A 15,694-nucleotide genomic window follows, 5' to 3' on the forward strand; every position below is an offset into this window, starting at 1 on the left:
TAAAGCCCTGGCTATCCTAGCCGGGGCTTTTTGTTGTACAGTGCTGTAAAGTTAAAATAACGGAACAGGCATGGACACCTCAACTTCAGTCAGTGGCAGCAGCGCTGCCAACAGCGAAATAACCTCACCAATCCAGTACTCTCAAAGCCGGGCGCGGCGTGCCGCCTGGGGAAGCTTTGTTGGCGCCGTAGTCGATTGGTACGACTTCCTGCTGTACGGAATAGTTGCCGCTTTAGTTTTTAACACCGAATTTTTCCCGCAGGTCAGCCCAACGATGGGCACGCTGGCCGCCTTTGGCACCTTTGGCGTCGGTTTTCTGTTCCGCCCGCTAGGTGGCATGGTGTTCGGGCACTTTGGCGATAAGCTTGGCCGTAAGCGCATGCTGATGATCACCGTCTGGATGATGGGGATCTCTACGGCGTTGATCGGCCTGCTGCCCTCGTTCGATTCAGTTGGCTGGTGGGCCCCGGTCATGCTGGTGCTGCTACGAGCGGTGCAAGGGTTTGCCGTGGGGGGCGAATGGGGCGGTGCTGCCTTGCTGGCGGTAGAAAGCGCGCCGAAGAAGAGAAAAGCCTTTTACAGCAGTGGAGTACAGATTGGTTTTGGCGTCGGGCTGCTGTTGGCTACCGGCTCGGTTTCTCTGGTCAGCCACTTCACCAGCAATGAGGACTTTATCAACTGGGGCTGGCGTTTGCCGTTCCTGTTCAGCCTGGTGCTGGTCGCTATTGCCTGGTGGATCCGTAATGGCATGGACGAGTCGCAGGAGTTTGAAGCCAATAAAACGTTGCACGAACGGGCCGAGAAAATCCGCAAATTCCCAATATTTGAGGCACTGCGCCAGAATCCCAAAGCCTTCTTGCTGATCATTGCCCTACGCTTTGGCGAACTGCTGACGATGTATATCGTCACAGCCTTTGCCATGAACTACTCAACCACCCACCTTGGTCTGTCACGGGATCTGTTCCTGAATATTGGCTTGCTGGTCGGGGCGGTGAGCTGTGTCTCGATCCCTTGCTTTGCCTACTTGGCCGATAGCTTTGGCAGACGGCGGATCTACGTTACGGGAGCATTGATTGGTGTTGCCAGCACGGTACCGTTTTTCATGGCGCTCGAGAGCCGTAACACGGTGATGATTATCTTCTTTGCCATCATGCTGGGAAATATGGCGCACGACATGCTGGTCAGCGTGCAGCAGCCGATGTTTACCGAGCTGTTCGGCACCGCATACCGTTATAGCGGTGCAGGAGTGGGCTATCAGGTTGCTAGCGTGGTCGGCGGTGGCTTCACGCCGTTTATTGCCGTATTGCTGGTGGAATTGATGGATGGTTCCTGGCATCTGGTTGCCGCCTATCTGGCGCTGGGGTGTCTGCTTTCTGCCATTGTGGGGATGCGTATGAAACCCCAGACGGCCGAATAACACAGAGGAACCGGAAGCGTGCGGCCAGTCCCCGCACGCTCCGGCGTTTGGTAAGCAAGGTTATCAAGAGGGGGAGATAACCTTGGTTGGCTTAGGAACGCTTGCCAACACCGCCACTATAACGAGGCCATTTTTCCCTGCCAGCTCACCTTGGCGGCTTTGCGCAGTGTTTCCAGAGCTACTGGCTCGATGGTGTAACCGTTGCAGGCAGTTGCGTAGCGCGTCCCAGATAATCATCCCAATCTTTCCACACCGGCTGTAGCCCAGCGGCACCGATCGCCTGTGCCACCTGCTGCGGTGTTCGGCTGTCGTGCGGTTCGAACTGTTCCAGCTCTGGCGGCACATCGTCGGCATAACCACCCGGCTGGGTTTTGGAACCGGCACTGACGCTGTTGATGGCTACCGGGATCATATGGTCGCGGAAGAAGGCCGACTCTCGTGTAGATAATGAAAGCTCCACGTCAGGAGCGAATAACCGGAAAGCACAGATCAACTGTACCAGTTGCGGTTCACTCATGATCGAGGCCGGCTCAATACCACCGGCGCAGGGCCGCAGGCGAGGGAACGAGATTGAGTAACGGCTCTGCCAGTAAGTCTGTTGCAGGTAAAACAGATGCTCTGCCAGCAGATAGCAGTCCGTGCGCCAACTGCTGGAAAGCCCAATCAGCGCCCCTAGCCCGATCTTGTCGATCCCGGCGCGCCCCAGACGATCCGGCGTACTCAGCCGCCAATGAAAATCCTGTTTCTGGCCACGCAGATGGTGCTGCTGATAGGTCGCGGGATGATAGGTTTCCTGATAGACCAACACGCCGTCCAGCCCAAGGGCTTTCAGCTCGGCGTAGTCTTGCTGCGCCAGAGGTTGCACCTCCATCATCAGCGAACTGAAATGACGGCGAATGGCGGGCAGATGCTGGCGGAAGTAATCCATTCCGACTTTGCGCTGATGTTCCCCGGTCACCAGCAGCAGGTGCTCAAATCCTAGCGCCTTGATAGCCGCGCATTCCCGTTCGATCTCTACCGCATCCAGCGTTTTACGTTTGAGGTGGTTACTCATCGAAAAACCGCAGTAAGTACAATCGTTGGCACACAGGTTAGAAAGATATAGCGGCACATAGAAGCTCACTACGTTACCGAAACGCTGGCGGGTGAGCTGTTGCGCTCGTTGCGCCAGGGGTTCCAGATAGGGAGCGGCGGCAGGGGAGATCAGTGCCATAAAATCCTCCCGTGTCAGCTTGGGGCTATTGAGTGCCTGCTCAACGTCACGCGCCGTTTTGCTGTTAATGCGCAGCGTCAGGTCATCCCAATCCCATTCGAGCAGGCGCTCGCTAAAATCACTGGCCATCAGCGTGTCTCCTCTGAATGACTGAGAAACGCCGTCAGCGGACTGGATGCGGCGGCGCTCGACTGGCGGCTGCCTAGCCCTGAGTTGCGTGCTAACTCTCCGGCCTCCAGCGCCAGGCGGAAAGCCCGGGCCATTTGCACCGGCTCCCGCGCCACGGCGATGGCGGTATTGACCAGTACCGCATCGGCTCCCAGTTCCATCGCCTCTAACGCATGGCTTGGGGCACCAATCCCGGCATCAATCACTACCGGCACTTTGGCCTGTTCAATGATGATCTCAAGGAAGTCACGGGTCAGTAAGCCACGGTTAGAACCGATTGGCGCGCCGAGTGGCATCACGGCGGCACAACCCGCTTCCTCCAGCCGCTTACACAGCACCGGATCGGCACCGCAGTAAGGCAGTACCACAAAGCCCTGTTTGACCAGGGTTTCCGCCGCCTTGAGCGTTTCGATCGGATCTGGCAGCAGGTATTTCACCTCTGGGTGTATTTCCAGTTTGACCCAGTGAGTCCCTAGCGCTTCGCGCGCCAACCGGGCGGCAAACACCGCCTCATCTGCCGTTTTTGCCCCGGAGGTGTTGGGCAGTAATTTCACGCCCAATCGTTGCAGCGGTGCCAGAATGGCGTCATTCCCGCCGCGCAGGTCGACGCGTTTCATCGCCATAGTGACCAGTTGTGAGCCGGAGGCTTGTAGCGCAGCCAGCATTAACTCGGGCGTGGCGAATTTCCCCGTGCCGGTAAACAGGCGTGAGGTAAAGGTGGTATCGGCGATTTGCAGCATGTCAGCCTCCGGCAATCGCTTGAAACAGCAAGATATCATCACCGTCCTGCACCTGACGGGTGGCCCAGTCGTTGCGTGGAATGATGACCTGATTGATCGCCAAGGCGCAGCCTGGCTGGTGGCGTTCCAGCCGTTCGAGCAACGCGCCGATGCTTAACGGCTGCTCCAGCTCCAGCGGTTGATCGTTGAGCGTAATCTTCATGCTGGCTCTCCGCAGTGGAGGCAGGTGCTGGCCTTACTCAGTTGCAGGGTGCTCCAGCTTTGCTGCTTGCCGTCGAACAGGCGCAGCTTGCCGCTAAGGGAGGAGGGTATTCCAGCCAGCATTTTTATCGCTTCCAGCGCCTGCAGCGTGCCGATCACGCCAACGACCGGGCCGAGCACGCCCGCCGTGCGGCAGTTGCGCTGCGGTTCGGTTTGCTCCGGGTAGAGGCAGGCATAACAGCCATGGGCATAGGGCGGTTCGATAACCAGCAACTGGCCGCTGAACCCCACCGCGCTGCCGCTGATCAACGGCACGCTGGCTTGGATGCAGGCGGCATTCACCGCATGACGGGTGGCCATGTTGTCGCTGCAATCGAGCACCAGATCGGCACGGGCGACCGCATCGCTCAGCGTTGCCCCTTGCAGGCGTTGCTCCAGCGTGATCGACTCCACCAGAGGGTTCAGCGCTTGCAGATGCTGCTTTGCCAACTGAGCCTTGTTGGTGCCGATATCACCGGTGCGGTACAGAATTTGCCGTTGCAGATTGGTGAGGTGTAGCTGGTCATCATCGGCCAACAGCAAGGTACCAACGCCAGCGGCAGCCAGATACAGCGCTGCCGGAGAGCCTAATCCTCCTAATCCGACGATCAGCACCGTGGCTTGTGTCAGCTTTTCCTGCCCCTCGGGGCCGACGTCTTCCAGCAGCAGTTGCCGGCTGTAGCGCAAGAACTCTTGGTCATTGAGCATCGCATGACTCCTTGCCTTCAATCAGTTGCAGCAGCGTTGCCGTAGCGGCGCGCCAGTCTGATGCCTGGGTGATGGCGCTGACCACGGCCACGCTGCCAACGCCGCAGGCCAGCACGGCGGGGACGCGCTCGATGCTGATCCCGCCAATGGCTACTGTTGGATACTGCTGTAATCCGGCGACGTGGCGTTGCAACTCGGCCAAGCCTTGCGGCTCAGAGGGCATTTCCTTGGTTTGCGTTGGGAAGATATGCCCCAGTGCGATATAGGAAGGTTTGACGGCGATCGCCCGGGCCAGCTCGGCATCGTCATGGGTGGAAACGCCCAAGCGCAGTCCTGCCCGATGGATGGCCGCCAGATCGGTGGTGTCTAAATCCTCCTGGCCCAGGTGTACGCCATAGGCCCCATGTTTGATCGCCAGCCGCCAATAATCATTGATAAACAGCCGGGCCTGATAGCGTTTGCCAAGGGCAATAGCGGCGGCAATATCGGCCTCCACTTGCTCGTCTGGCAGATCTTTGATACGTAGTTGGATAGTGGTAACGCCTGCCTCCAACAGGCGGGCGATCCATTCAACGCTGTCGACGACCGGATATAAACCCAGCTTGTGCGGTGTTGCAGGGAAGGGAGAGGTGAGGTTAGTCATTATTTATCTCCTCCTGCAAATTGGCCGCACTGTGGTACAGCTCGCTGCCGCGTGAGCGGAATTCAGCCGACATTTTCTCCATCCCGGTCAGTTGCACTTCGATCGGTTTGGCGGCCTCTTGTGCGGCGGCATAGTCACGCACTTCCTGGGAAATCTTCATCGAGCAGAACTTCGGCCCACACATGGAGCAGAAGTGGGCGATCTTGCCGGATTCTTGCGGCAGCGTTTCGTCGTGATAGGCGCGGGCGGTTTGTGGATCCAGCGCCAGGTTGAACTGATCTTCCCAACGGAATTCAAAGCGCGCTTTGGACATGGCGTTATCGCGTATCTGTGCGCCCGGATGGCCTTTCGCCAAGTCGGCGGCGTGAGCGGCGATCTTGTAGGTGATCAGCCCCTGCTTCACGTCTTCTTTGTTAGGCAGCCCCAGATGCTCTTTCGGTGTCACGTAGCAAAGCATCGCGCAGCCGAACCAGCCGATCATCGCCGCGCCGATCCCTGAGGTGAAATGGTCGTAACCCGGAGCGATATCGGTGGTCAATGGCCCCAGCGTGTAGAACGGCGCTTCATGGCAATGTTCCAGCTCCTCGGTCATGTTGCGGCGGATCATCTGCATCGGCACGTGGCCAGGGCCTTCGATCATCACCTGCACGTCATATTCCCAGGCTATCTTGGTCAGTTCACCCAGCGTATGCAGCTCAGCGAATTGCGCTTCGTCATTGGCATCCTGGATCGAGCCCGGGCGCAGGCCGTCGCCGAGTGACAGCGAGACATCGTAAGCGGCGCAAATTTCGCAGATCTCGCGGAAGTGCTGATAGAGGAAGTTCTCCTGATGATGCGACAGGCACCACTTCGCCATGATCGAGCCGCCACGGGAGACAATGCCGGTCAGGCGTTTGGCGGTCATCGGCACATAGCGCAGCAACACCCCGGCGTGAATGGTGAAGTAATCTACGCCTTGCTCAGCCTGTTCCAGCAGGGTATCGCGGAACATTTCCCAGGTCAGGTTCTCCGCCACGCCGTTCACTTTTTCCAGCGCCTGATAGATCGGCACTGTACCAATCGGCACCGGGCTGTTACGCAGGATCCATTCGCGGGTTTCATGGATATAACGGCCCGTGGAGAGATCCATCACGGTGTCAGCGCCCCAGCGGGTTGACCACACCAACTTCTCGACTTCCTCTTCAATCGAAGAGGTGACCGCCGAGTTGCCGATATTGGCGTTTACCTTCACCAGGAAATTACGGCCAATAATCATCGGCTCGGATTCCGGGTGGTTGATGTTGGCGGGGATGATGGCGCGGCCAGCGGCCACTTCCTGGCGCACAAATTCCGGCGTGATGTTCTCAGGTAGATTTGCGCCCCAGCTCTGGCCGGGATGCTGGTGGCGCAGCACTTCACCATGAATGCGCTCACGGCCCATATTTTCGCGAATGGCGATAAATTCCATCTCTGGGGTGACAATACCGGCGCGAGCGTAATGCAACTGCGTAACACATTTACCCGGCAAGGCTTTGCGGGGCCGCGGCAGGTGCTCAAAGCGCAGATGGTCTAACCCAACATCGGCAAGTCGTTGCTGTGTGAAGCCGGAACTGACGCCGCTTAACGCTTCGGTATCGGCACGTTCGGCGATCCAGTCCGCTCGTACTTTGGCCAAGCCACGATGTACGTCGAGCACCGCCAGCGGATCGCCATACGGCCCTGCGGTGTCATACACCGGGATGGCTTCGTTCTGTTCATATTGGGGCTGGTCTTTGTTGCCGCCAATCAGCGTCGGGCTGAGCTGGATCTCACGCATCGGTACCTGGATATCGCTGCGCGAACCCGCGAGATAGATCCGCTGTGAGTTGGGGAAGGTAACGCCTTGCAGAGAGTCGATAAAATCTTGCGCTTGGTCACGCTGTTGTTTACGGGCACGAGGTTGGTTCACGGTAGACATAGCAAATTCCTATCAGTGGAGTGATGTGTGGAAAATTGCTTGTCTGGAGTTCGGAGGGAGTAATGATGGTGGCCGGTAAGGCAGGCACAGCCCCTGGCGGGAGCATCTTGCCTATGGCGATAGATTACTCTTGTTCCCTTCGCGGGTATTAACCCGATCAGGTTCCGCGGATCCCGAATTAACGGTCTCAGCCTGGCTAATTTGATGAAAAATCAGCGCTAGGCACTCCGACAAGAGCCCTCAGTATAAGAGGGTCAACAAAAACCACAAGCCCTCCCCGTCATCTTTCAAGCTGTAGCGTTGTTGACCGCCTGGCTACCACTTGAAATCTATTGGGGGATAATTAGGCTGGATGAGACATAGATTCAGTATTCGTGGTGCCCGGTTGGCCCTGCTGCCAGGTTTCTGCCGCCAGCTGGATCAACTGATCTTCCAAGGCGAAACGTGATGCCAAGGCTTCGCCAATATCTGACAGCGCCTGATTGAGTTCTTCACACATGTCCTGATCGATAACGACTTCGGTGTAGCGGTCGTGGAACGCCATCACGGCTTCGGTATTGGCCTGTAATTTTGGGTAGAACTTGGTGGCTAGCGCCATCTTGGGGCTGGCGGAGCCTTCCACTTGTTTGATAATTTTGTCATAAATGTGAAAATGCCCGGCAGAAAGATAATCCACCAGATTCTGGCAAAAGTTCTCCAGCGCTTTTTCATTGAGCGGCGTATGCTTTTCTTTGTTGGGTTTAATGCCGACTAAACTGCAGTAGGTAACCAGCAGTTGCTTGCGTGCCTGCAACCAGTGATCGACTAATTCATTACTGCCACCAACGCGCTGAGTCAGGCTTTCCAATCGGTTTAGCATGATTGACTCCGTGTGTAAGAGAAAGAAAAAGTGGTAAGTTAATAAAATGTAACAAAGAGCATTCCTAGATTGCCAGTGAAGCAGAGGTTGTGCAACAACATATGGAACTTGCATTAACGGGTAACGAAAATGGCTGGTGGATCGTCAGCCATGAAAGCAAAATTTGGTTACCAAACGGTGAATTGCCGTTTGGTTCCGCCGCGCTATTTTCATTGCAAGGCCGGCCGGCTCGGCAAATTGGCGAATGGGAGGGGGCACCGGTCTGGCTGGTGCGCCAACCGATGCCGAAAGAGATGGGATCGGTGCGGCAACTGCTCAGTCTCGATCGTGGCCTGTTCCAACTGGCCGGGCGCGGCGTACAGCTGGCCGACTTTTATCGCTCGCACCGGTTCTGTGGCTACTGCGGTCATGAGATGCACCTTAGCCGTACCGAAAGCGCCTGCCTTTGTGATAACTGTCGCGAACGTTATTACCCGCAGATTGCCCCTTGCGTGATTGTCGCCATCCGCCGCAATGACGAGATCCTGTTGGCACAGCATGTGCGCCACCGTGGCGGCATCCATACCGTGCTGGCGGGGTTTGTGGAGGTGGGGGAAACTCTGGAGCAGGCCGTGGCGCGCGAAGTGATGGAAGAGAGCAATATCGCCATTACCAACCTGCGCTACGTTACCTCGCAACCCTGGCCGTTCCCTCATTCGCTGATGATGGCGTTTATGGCCGAGTATCAGGGCGGTGAACTGCGCCACGATCCGAAAGAGTTGCTCAATGCGGGCTGGTATCGCTATGACCAACTGCCGCTGCTGCCACCGCCTGGTACCGTGGCGCGCCGCCTGATCGAGGACACCGTGGCGCTGTGTCGGGCAGAATAATGTACAATGGCGGCAGATAATCAAGGGAGCCCAAGAAATGAATGAGTTGAAGAACGATCGCTACCTGCGTGCGCTACTGCGCCAGCCGGTGGATCTCACCCCTGTATGGATGATGCGCCAGGCCGGTCGTTATTTGCCAGAGTACAAAGCCACCCGTGCTCAGGCCGGGGATTTCATGTCGCTGTGCAAAAATGCCGAACTGGCCTGCGAGGTGACATTACAGCCCCTGCGTCGTTATGCGCTGGACGCCGCCATCCTGTTCTCCGACATTCTCACCATTCCCGATGCCATGGGGCTTGGGCTCTATTTCGAAACCGGGGAAGGCCCGCGTTTTTCTTCGCCAATCACCTGCCGTGCCGATGTAGAGAAGCTGCCTGCATTCGATCCGGAAGATGAACTGGGCTATGTCATGAACGCGGTGCGCACCATCCGTCGTGAATTGAAGGGTGAAGTGCCGCTGATCGGTTTCTCCGGCAGCCCATGGACGTTGGCGACCTATATGGTCGAAGGCGGCAGCAGCAAGGCATTCACCAAGCTGAAGAAAATGATGTATGCCGAGCCGCAGACGCTGCATTTGCTGCTGGATAAACTGGCGGACAGCGTGATCCTGTATCTCAATGCCCAGATCAAGGCCGGGGCGCAGTCCGTGATGGTGTTCGACACCTGGGGCGGCGTGCTGACGGGGCGTGATTATCGCGAATTCTCACTGCACTATATGCATAAAATCGTCGATGGCCTGCTGCGTGAAAATGACGGGCGCCGGGTGCCGGTGACGCTGTTCACCAAAGGCGGCGGTCAGTGGCTGGAAGCGATGGCGGCCACGGGTTGCGATGCGCTGGGCCTGGATTGGACCACCGATATTGCCGACGCGCGCCGCCGTGTGGGCGATAAAGTCGCGCTGCAGGGGAATATGGATCCTTCCATGCTGTATGCCGCACCGGAACGCATCGCCCAGGAAGTGGAAACCATTCTGGCCGGTTTTGGCCAGGGCGAAGGTCATGTCTTTAACCTTGGCCACGGTATTCATCAAGATGTGCCACCGGAACACGCCGGGGCCTTCGTTGAAGCGGTGCATGCGCTGTCGGCCAAATACCACCGCTAAACCGCAAGGAGACGCTGTGATTGATACTCAGGCTCTGCGCGCCGAACAGCTAAGGCGCGCCGGGGAAGTCATTCGTCACGATGATTTTCTGCAAGACCCACCGACGTTTATCGCCGGTGCGGACGTCGGTTTTGAACAAGAGGGTGCGGTAACACGCGCCGCCATTGCTATCCTGCGCTATCCTTCACTCGAGCTGGTGGAGTATCAAATCGCTCGTATCAGCACCACCATGCCTTATATCCCCGGATTTCTCTCGTTTCGCGAGTACCCTGCGCTGATCGCCGCCTGGGAGCAACTGCAACAGAAACCCGATCTCATCTTTGTCGATGGCCATGGTATTTCCCATCCAAGACGCCTGGGGGTTGCCAGCCACTTTGGCCTGTTGGTCAACGTGCCGACCATTGGCGTGGCCAAGAAGCGTTTATGTGGTAAATTTTCCCCGCTGGACGCTACCGTTGGCTCGTTGGCCGCGCTGGAGGACAAGGGCGAACAGTTGGGATGGGTATGGCGCAGCAAAGAGCGCTGTAATCCGTTATTTATCGCCACGGGCCATCGCGTGAGCACCAACAGCGCCTTGGCCTGGGTACAACGCTGCATGGCAGGTTACCGTTTGCCGGAGCCCACGCGGTGGGCCGATGCCATTGCCTCACGCCGCCCGGCCTTTGTACGCTGGTTACAGCAGCATCCAGAGGTGTCGTAATGAGCGATTTCGGGTACACTGCGCGGCAGATAATGAGTAAGAGAGTAGACAATGCTACGTAACCCGATTCATTTACGCTTGGAAAAGCTGGAAAGCTGGCAGCATTTGACCTTTATGGCCTGCCTGTGCGAGCGTATGTACCCGAATTACCAGATGTTCTGCCTGCAGACGGAGTTTGGCGACCCGGCCGTTTATCGCCGTATCCTGGACTTGGTCTGGGAAACGCTGGTGGTGAAAGACGCCAAGGTCAACTTTGACAGCCAACTGGAAAAGTTGGAAGAGGCGATCCCGTCGGCAGAAGATTACGATCTTTACGGCGTTTACCCAGCGATCGATGCCTGCATTGCATTAGGGGAATTGATCCATTCGCGCCTCAGCGGAGAAACGTTGGAGCACGCCATTGCCATCAGCGAAACCTCAATTCGCACCGTGGCGATGTTGGAAATGACCCAGGCTGGCAAAGAAATGACCGACGAAGAGCTGAAAATTCTGCCTGCCGTTGAGGAAGAATGGGACATTCAATGGGAGATTTTCCGCCTGTTGGCCGCCTGCGAAGAGCGTGATCTGGATCTGATCAAAGGGTTACGATCTGACCTGCGAGAGGCCGCGGTGAGTAACATTGGGATAAATTTAACGCAATAAGGCAAGAAAACGTGATTTAACGTCTGATTTGTCGTGCCTTAAGGCTTCACATCCGCACCCTGTCTGGTCTACATTTGGGGGGCGAAAAAAAAGTGGCTATCGGTGCGTGTATGCAGGAGAGTGCTGTCCATCGGCATATCCGTCGCACTCGATGCTTTGCAAACGATAAACACACTGTAAGGATAACTTATGAACAAGACTCAACTGATTGATGTAATCGCAGAGAAGGCTGACCTTTCCAAGGCTCAAGCTAAGCTGGCTCTGGAATCTACCCTGGCTGCCATTACTGAGTCCCTGAAAGAAGGTGATGCAGTACAATTGGTTGGTTTCGGTACTTTCAAGGTAAACCATCGTAGCGAGCGCACTGGCCGCAACCCACAGACTGGTAAAGAAATCAAAATCGCAGCAGCTAACGTGCCTGCGTTCGTTTCTGGTAAAGCACTGAAAGACGCGGTTAAGTCTTAATCGCGTGTTGCAGAAAGGTTTAAACAGGGGGGCGTTGGCGCCCCTTTTGTTTATTCAACGGGCACTCATGGCGGTTACGGTTGTTGCTGCCTTGAGTGCTTGTAGTTTCCGTTCAGCCCCGCCAACCTTTACCGCCAGCGGCTTTGTGGCCGACCAGGGGGTGATGCGTGTGTGGCGGATGGATGACGGCCAGCAGCAGCCTGTGGCGCTGTTGAGCGTCTACAGCCCTTATCGCGGGCCGGGTACCGTCACAACGCTGTATGAATATCAACATGGCGTGTTGTACCAAATCAAACGCACCGATGCCGATGGCGATCGCGACTCCATTCAACTGCGTTTCACCGCCAACGGTACAGTCAGCTTTATGCAGCGCCAACTGGCCACTCAGCGCCAGAAACTCTCCAACGATGAAGTTGTGCTCTATCAATATCAGGCACGGCGGATACTGGAATTGAGCGATGCGCTTAATGCCGGTCGAGTTCGACTGTTACAGGGGCACTGGCAGCAAGGCGCCGTGAAGCTGTGCAACGGCGAAGTCGTGAAGCCAGGTTTGGACCAACAGGCCGAAGAGTGGATCATGCGGCGTGCGGCCAACAGCAGTCAGCCAGTGAACGTAGCCTGGTTGGATGGGCCGGAAGGTCGTGAGCTGTTATTGGTGGCAAATAATGATTTCTGCAGTTGGGAACCCACCAAAGATACCCTTTAGCGCATAAAAAAGGCCCTGCGAACAGAGCCTGGCTGTTATCTCAACTAGCTGTTACTGCTCGCGTGCGATAGCACGGTAACCAATATCCTTGCGGCAGAAACTGTCTTGCCACTGAATACCTTCCGCTAGCTGATAGGCTAACTGCTGAGCCTGAGCCACCGTTGCGCCCAAAGCCGTAACGCAAAGCACACGCCCGCCGTTGGTCACAACGTCATTCCCTTGCATACGCGTTCCGGCATGGAACACTTTGCCATTGGCATCTTCTTGCTGAGGCAAGCCGTGGATCACATCCCCTTGGCGATAATCCGCAGGATAGCCGCCGGCCGCCAACACCACGCCGAGAGCAGGGCGTTCATCCCACTCGGAAGTCTTCTCATCCAGCTTGCCTTCGGCCCCTGCCAGGCAGAGTTCAACCAGGTCGGAGCGCAGGCGCAGCATGATCGGCTGAGTTTCCGGGTCGCCAAAGCGGCAGTTGAATTCGATCACCTTGGGTTGACCATCCTCAGCAATCATCAGGCCAGCGTACAGGAAGCCGACATAGGTGTTGCCTTCCGCCGCCATGCCGCGCACGGTTGGCCAGATCACCTGCTCCATTACGCGCTGGTGGATTTCATCCGTCACCACTGGCGCTGGCGAGTAGGCGCCCATGCCGCCGGTATTCGGGCCAGTATCGCCGTCACCGACACGTTTATGATCCTGGCTGGTGGCCATTGGCACCACATTTTCGCCATCGACCATGACGATAAAGCTGGCTTCTTCGCCTGTCAGGAACTCCTCGATCACGATGCGATGCCCGGCGTCGCCAAACGCATTGCCTGCCAGCATATCCTGAATGGCGTCTTCGGCTTCCTGCAACGTCATCGCGACGATCACGCCTTTGCCTGCCGCCAGGCCGTCTGCCTTGATAACAATCGGCGCGCCGTGGCGGCGTACGTAGTCCAAGGCGGGTTCCACTTCGGTAAAGTTCTGGTATGCAGCGCTTGGGATAGCGTGGCGAGCCAGGAAATCCTTGGTAAAGGCTTTGGAGCCTTCAAGCTGTGCTGCGGCCTGTGACGGGCCAAAGATGGTCAACCCGGCGGCCTTGAAGGCATCGACCACGCCGATCACCAGCGGCGCTTCTGGGCCAACGATGGTGAGATCGATGGCATTGTCCTTGGCAAAGGCAACCAGCGCCGGGATATCAGTTGGGGCGATATCGACGTTGGTCAGATTGCTTTCCAATGCAGTACCCGCATTACCCGGGGCCACGTAAACCTTATCTGCCAATGGTGATTGGGCCGCTTTCCAGGCCAGCGCATGTTCACGCCCGCCGTTGCCAATAATTAAAATATTCATCAGGTGCTCCATAAACGGCGTGCGCATTGAGCGCACGCAGCAAAAGGGATTAATGGCGGAAGTGGCGCATGTCGGTGAAAATCATCGCGATGCCGTGTTCGTTGGCCGCCGCAATCACTTCATCATCACGAATCGAACCACCCGGCTGGATCACGCAGGTAATACCAACTGCTGCAGCCGCATCAATGCCGTCACGGAACGGGAAGAAGGCGTCGGATGCCATGGCGGAACCTTTGACTTCCAGCCCTTCGTCAGCGGCTTTGATCCCGGCGATCTTGGCGGAGTAAACGCGGCTCATCTGCCCGGCGCCTATGCCGATGGTCATGTTGTCGCGTGCATAAACGATGGCGTTGGATTTGACGAACTTGGCCACTTTCCAGCAGAACAGCGCATCACGCAGCTCCTGAGCGGTTGGTTGGCGTTCGGATACCACACGCAAATCGGCTTCGGTCACCATACCCAGATCGCGATCCTGCACTAACAGACCACCGTTGACGCGCTTAAAGTCCAGCCCGGCGACGCGCTGTTGCCATTGGCCACAGGCCAGCACGCGTACGTTCTGTTTCGCTGCCAGCAGAGTGCGGGCTTCTTCACTGATGCTTGGCGCGATGATGACTTCAACAAACTGACGGCTGATGATCGCCTGTGCCGTTTTGGCATCCAGTTCACGGTTGAAGGCAATAATGCCGCCAAAGGCTGAGGTTGGGTCGGTTTGGTAGGCGCGCTCATAGGCAGCAAACAGGTTTTCACCGATAGCCACGCCACAAGGGTTGGCATGCTTGACGATCACGCAGGCCGGCTCGGCAAACTCTTTCACACATTCCAGTGCCGCATCGGTATCGGCGATGTTGTTGTAGGAAAGTGCTTTACCCTGTAGCTGGTCGGCGGTGGCCACGGAGGCCTCTTGCACATTCTCTTCTATATAGAAGGCAGCTTGCTGGTGGCTGTTTTCACCGTAACGCATGTCCTGCTTCTTGATGTAGTTCAGGTTCAGTGTACGTGGGAAGCGGCCGGAAGGCTGTTCGGTCTCACCGTGATAGGCTGGCACCAGGGTACCAAAGTAGTTGGCGATCATGCTGTCATAGGCGGCGGTATGCTCAAACGCTTTGATAGCCAGGTCGAAACGGGTTGGGTACAACAGTGAACCGTTGTTGTTATCCATCTCGGTGATCACTGCGGCGTAGTCACTGCTCTTGACCACGATGGCCACGTCTTTATGGTTCTTGGCGGCCGAGCGCACCATGGTTGGGCCACCGATATCGATATTCTCTACGGCATCTTCCAGCGAGCAATCTGGGCGAGCTACGGTTTGCGCGAAGGGATACAGGTTTACCACAACCATATCGATCGGTTGGATCGCATGTTGTTCCATGATGGCATCGTCCTGGCCGCGACGGCCCAGAATGCCACCGTGCACTTTCGGGTGCAGGGTCTTGACTCGTCCGTCCATCATCTCCGGGAAGCCGGTGTAGTCGGAAACTTCGGTAACAGGCAGACCGGCATCGGCCAGCAGGCGGGCAGTGCCACCGGTAGAGAGTAATTCGACGCCTCTCTGGGAGAGGGCTTCGGCGAATTCAACGATTCCGGCTTTGTCGGACACGCTGAGCAGGGCCCGGCGGATTGGACGAGGTTGTTGCATGGTTTTATCCCTTGGCTTTGAGTCGCAATAAAAGAGCGTTACGTGGATCTCCACCTTGTTGCTTCTTATATAGAGGGGATTTCTTCCTATATAGAGAAGGACAGGAACAGATTCAGGTAGCGCCCCGATAAAAACGGGGATTGTTTCGTCGCGGGGAATTGTAGCGAAAACGTTTGCGTGGCGCTCGTAAATTTTCCGACCAAATGCGTTCTGTGGATAAGTTAGTGCATAACCGGGTATAAGGACGGGTTTTGCTGTGGAATGCAGCAAACGGTGATTTTTGTTGAAAATACCTGTTGCGGCCTGCGTGGA

Annotated in this window: 16 protein-coding genes and 1 riboswitch; of the genes, 7 read left to right on the plus strand and 9 right to left on the minus strand. The window is 56.7% G+C overall.

Annotated features, from left to right (window positions below; genetic code table 11):
- The first annotated feature begins 70 nt into the window (after window positions 1–70).
- On the plus strand, window positions 71–1,417 hold the full coding sequence (gene shiA / locus IMQ33_RS20400) for a shikimate transporter (protein ID WP_065685435.1): 1,347 nt from the start codon (window positions 71–73) through the stop codon (window positions 1,415–1,417).
- 178 nt (window positions 1,418–1,595) lie between these two features.
- On the opposite strand, the gene thiH is transcribed toward shiA, so the two are convergent.
- From thiH to IMQ33_RS20435, 7 genes are all read right to left on the minus strand, one after another.
- Window positions 1,596–2,759, minus strand: coding sequence for a 2-iminoacetate synthase ThiH (gene thiH / locus IMQ33_RS20405; protein ID WP_196062639.1), 1,164 nt, complete (start codon window positions 2,757–2,759; stop codon window positions 1,596–1,598).
- On the minus strand, window positions 2,759–3,538 hold the full coding sequence (locus IMQ33_RS20410; protein WP_196062640.1) for a thiazole synthase: 780 nt from the start codon (window positions 3,536–3,538) through the stop codon (window positions 2,759–2,761). The genes thiH and IMQ33_RS20410 overlap by 1 nt, the downstream gene beginning before the upstream one ends.
- Before the next feature lies 1 nt (window position 3,539).
- Complete coding sequence (gene thiS, locus IMQ33_RS20415; protein WP_024531023.1) at window positions 3,540–3,740, minus strand: sulfur carrier protein ThiS; 201 nt, start codon at window positions 3,738–3,740, stop codon at window positions 3,540–3,542.
- Window positions 3,737–4,486: a HesA/MoeB/ThiF family protein gene (locus tag IMQ33_RS20420; RefSeq protein WP_074032208.1), complete on the minus strand. Its 750-nt coding sequence runs from the start codon at window positions 4,484–4,486 to the stop codon at window positions 3,737–3,739. Before IMQ33_RS20420 ends, thiS begins: the two co-directional genes overlap by 4 nt.
- A complete protein-coding gene (gene thiE, locus IMQ33_RS20425) occupies window positions 4,476–5,129 on the minus strand; it encodes a thiamine phosphate synthase (protein ID WP_098929066.1) in 654 nt (217 codons plus the stop codon). Before thiE ends, IMQ33_RS20420 begins: the two co-directional genes overlap by 11 nt.
- Window positions 5,122–7,065: a phosphomethylpyrimidine synthase ThiC gene (gene thiC / locus IMQ33_RS20430; RefSeq protein ID WP_230326804.1), complete on the minus strand. Its 1,944-nt coding sequence runs from the start codon at window positions 7,063–7,065 to the stop codon at window positions 5,122–5,124. The genes thiE and thiC overlap by 8 nt, the downstream gene beginning before the upstream one ends.
- A 117-nt stretch (window positions 7,066–7,182) precedes the next feature.
- Window positions 7,183–7,305: riboswitch (TPP riboswitch) on the minus strand.
- A 103-nt stretch (window positions 7,306–7,408) separates the two neighbouring features.
- Window positions 7,409–7,924 (minus strand): Rsd/AlgQ family anti-sigma factor, encoded by a 516-nt coding sequence (locus IMQ33_RS20435; RefSeq protein WP_074032211.1) that lies wholly within the window; start codon window positions 7,922–7,924, stop codon window positions 7,409–7,411.
- 101 nt (window positions 7,925–8,025) lie between these two features.
- Between IMQ33_RS20435 and nudC the strand changes: the two genes are divergently transcribed.
- The 6 genes from nudC (at window position 8,026) to IMQ33_RS20465 (ending at window position 12,408) form a co-directional block, all read left to right on the plus strand.
- On the plus strand, window positions 8,026–8,793 hold the full coding sequence (gene nudC / locus IMQ33_RS20440; RefSeq protein ID WP_059201909.1) for an NAD(+) diphosphatase: 768 nt from the start codon (window positions 8,026–8,028) through the stop codon (window positions 8,791–8,793).
- Window positions 8,794–8,830: 37 nt separating this feature from the next.
- Window positions 8,831–9,895, plus strand: a complete 1,065-nt coding sequence (gene hemE, locus IMQ33_RS20445; protein WP_021808058.1) for a uroporphyrinogen decarboxylase — start codon at window positions 8,831–8,833, stop codon at window positions 9,893–9,895.
- 16 nt (window positions 9,896–9,911) lie between these two features.
- The gene (gene nfi / locus IMQ33_RS20450; RefSeq protein WP_196062641.1) at window positions 9,912–10,595 is read left to right on the plus strand and encodes a deoxyribonuclease V; all 684 of its coding nucleotides are present in this window, start codon (window positions 9,912–9,914) and stop codon (window positions 10,593–10,595) included.
- Window positions 10,596–10,646: 51 nt separating this feature from the next.
- Window positions 10,647–11,237, plus strand: coding sequence for a YjaG family protein (locus tag IMQ33_RS20455; protein WP_021808056.1), 591 nt, complete (start codon window positions 10,647–10,649; stop codon window positions 11,235–11,237).
- Window positions 11,238–11,426: 189 nt separating this feature from the next.
- Window positions 11,427–11,702: a nucleoid-associated protein HU-alpha gene (gene hupA / locus IMQ33_RS20460; protein ID WP_021182173.1), complete on the plus strand. Its 276-nt coding sequence runs from the start codon at window positions 11,427–11,429 to the stop codon at window positions 11,700–11,702.
- A 67-nt stretch (window positions 11,703–11,769) separates the two neighbouring features.
- Window positions 11,770–12,408, plus strand: coding sequence for a DUF1481 domain-containing protein (locus tag IMQ33_RS20465; protein ID WP_065685444.1), 639 nt, complete (start codon window positions 11,770–11,772; stop codon window positions 12,406–12,408).
- 51 nt (window positions 12,409–12,459) lie between these two features.
- Here IMQ33_RS20465 and purD read toward each other — a convergent pair whose 3' ends face one another.
- Both purD and purH read right to left on the minus strand, forming a co-directional pair.
- Window positions 12,460–13,743, minus strand: a complete 1,284-nt coding sequence (gene purD / locus IMQ33_RS20470) for a phosphoribosylamine--glycine ligase (RefSeq protein WP_196062642.1) — start codon at window positions 13,741–13,743, stop codon at window positions 12,460–12,462.
- 49 nt (window positions 13,744–13,792) lie between these two features.
- A complete protein-coding gene (gene purH / locus IMQ33_RS20475; protein ID WP_024531033.1) occupies window positions 13,793–15,382 on the minus strand; it encodes a bifunctional phosphoribosylaminoimidazolecarboxamide formyltransferase/IMP cyclohydrolase in 1,590 nt (529 codons plus the stop codon).
- Window positions 15,383–15,694: the final 312 nt, after the last annotated feature.

This window comes from Serratia sp. Res13-Sevr-LER1-36-b (assembly GCF_015673035.1).
Taxonomy (GTDB): Bacteria; Pseudomonadota; Gammaproteobacteria; order Enterobacterales; family Enterobacteriaceae; genus Chania; species Chania fonticola_C.

Coding starts and splice junctions, on each gene's coding strand:
- shiA (WP_065685435.1), top strand. CDS start 71: ATGGACACCTCAACTTCAGTCAGTGGCAGCAGCGCTGCCAACAGCGAA.
- thiH (WP_196062639.1), bottom strand. CDS start 2,759: ATGGCCAGTGATTTTAGCGAGCGCCTGCTCGAATGGGATTGGGATGAC.
- IMQ33_RS20410 (WP_196062640.1), bottom strand. CDS start 3,538: ATGCTGCAAATCGCCGATACCACCTTTACCTCACGCCTGTTTACCGGC.
- thiS (WP_024531023.1), bottom strand. CDS start 3,740: ATGAAGATTACGCTCAACGATCAACCGCTGGAGCTGGAGCAGCCGTTA.
- IMQ33_RS20420 (WP_074032208.1), bottom strand. CDS start 4,486: ATGCTCAATGACCAAGAGTTCTTGCGCTACAGCCGGCAACTGCTGCTG.
- thiE (WP_098929066.1), bottom strand. CDS start 5,129: ATGACTAACCTCACCTCTCCCTTCCCTGCAACACCGCACAAGCTGGGT.
- thiC (WP_230326804.1), bottom strand. CDS start 7,065: ATGTCTACCGTGAACCAACCTCGTGCCCGTAAACAACAGCGTGACCAA.
- IMQ33_RS20435 (WP_074032211.1), bottom strand. CDS start 7,924: ATGCTAAACCGATTGGAAAGCCTGACTCAGCGCGTTGGTGGCAGTAAT.
- nudC (WP_059201909.1), top strand. CDS start 8,026: ATGGAACTTGCATTAACGGGTAACGAAAATGGCTGGTGGATCGTCAGC.
- hemE (WP_021808058.1), top strand. CDS start 8,831: ATGAATGAGTTGAAGAACGATCGCTACCTGCGTGCGCTACTGCGCCAG.
- IMQ33_RS20455 (WP_021808056.1), top strand. CDS start 10,647: ATGCTACGTAACCCGATTCATTTACGCTTGGAAAAGCTGGAAAGCTGG.
- hupA (WP_021182173.1), top strand. CDS start 11,427: ATGAACAAGACTCAACTGATTGATGTAATCGCAGAGAAGGCTGACCTT.
- IMQ33_RS20465 (WP_065685444.1), top strand. CDS start 11,770: ATGGCGGTTACGGTTGTTGCTGCCTTGAGTGCTTGTAGTTTCCGTTCA.
- purD (WP_196062642.1), bottom strand. CDS start 13,743: ATGAATATTTTAATTATTGGCAACGGCGGGCGTGAACATGCGCTGGCC.
- purH (WP_024531033.1), bottom strand. CDS start 15,382: ATGCAACAACCTCGTCCAATCCGCCGGGCCCTGCTCAGCGTGTCCGAC.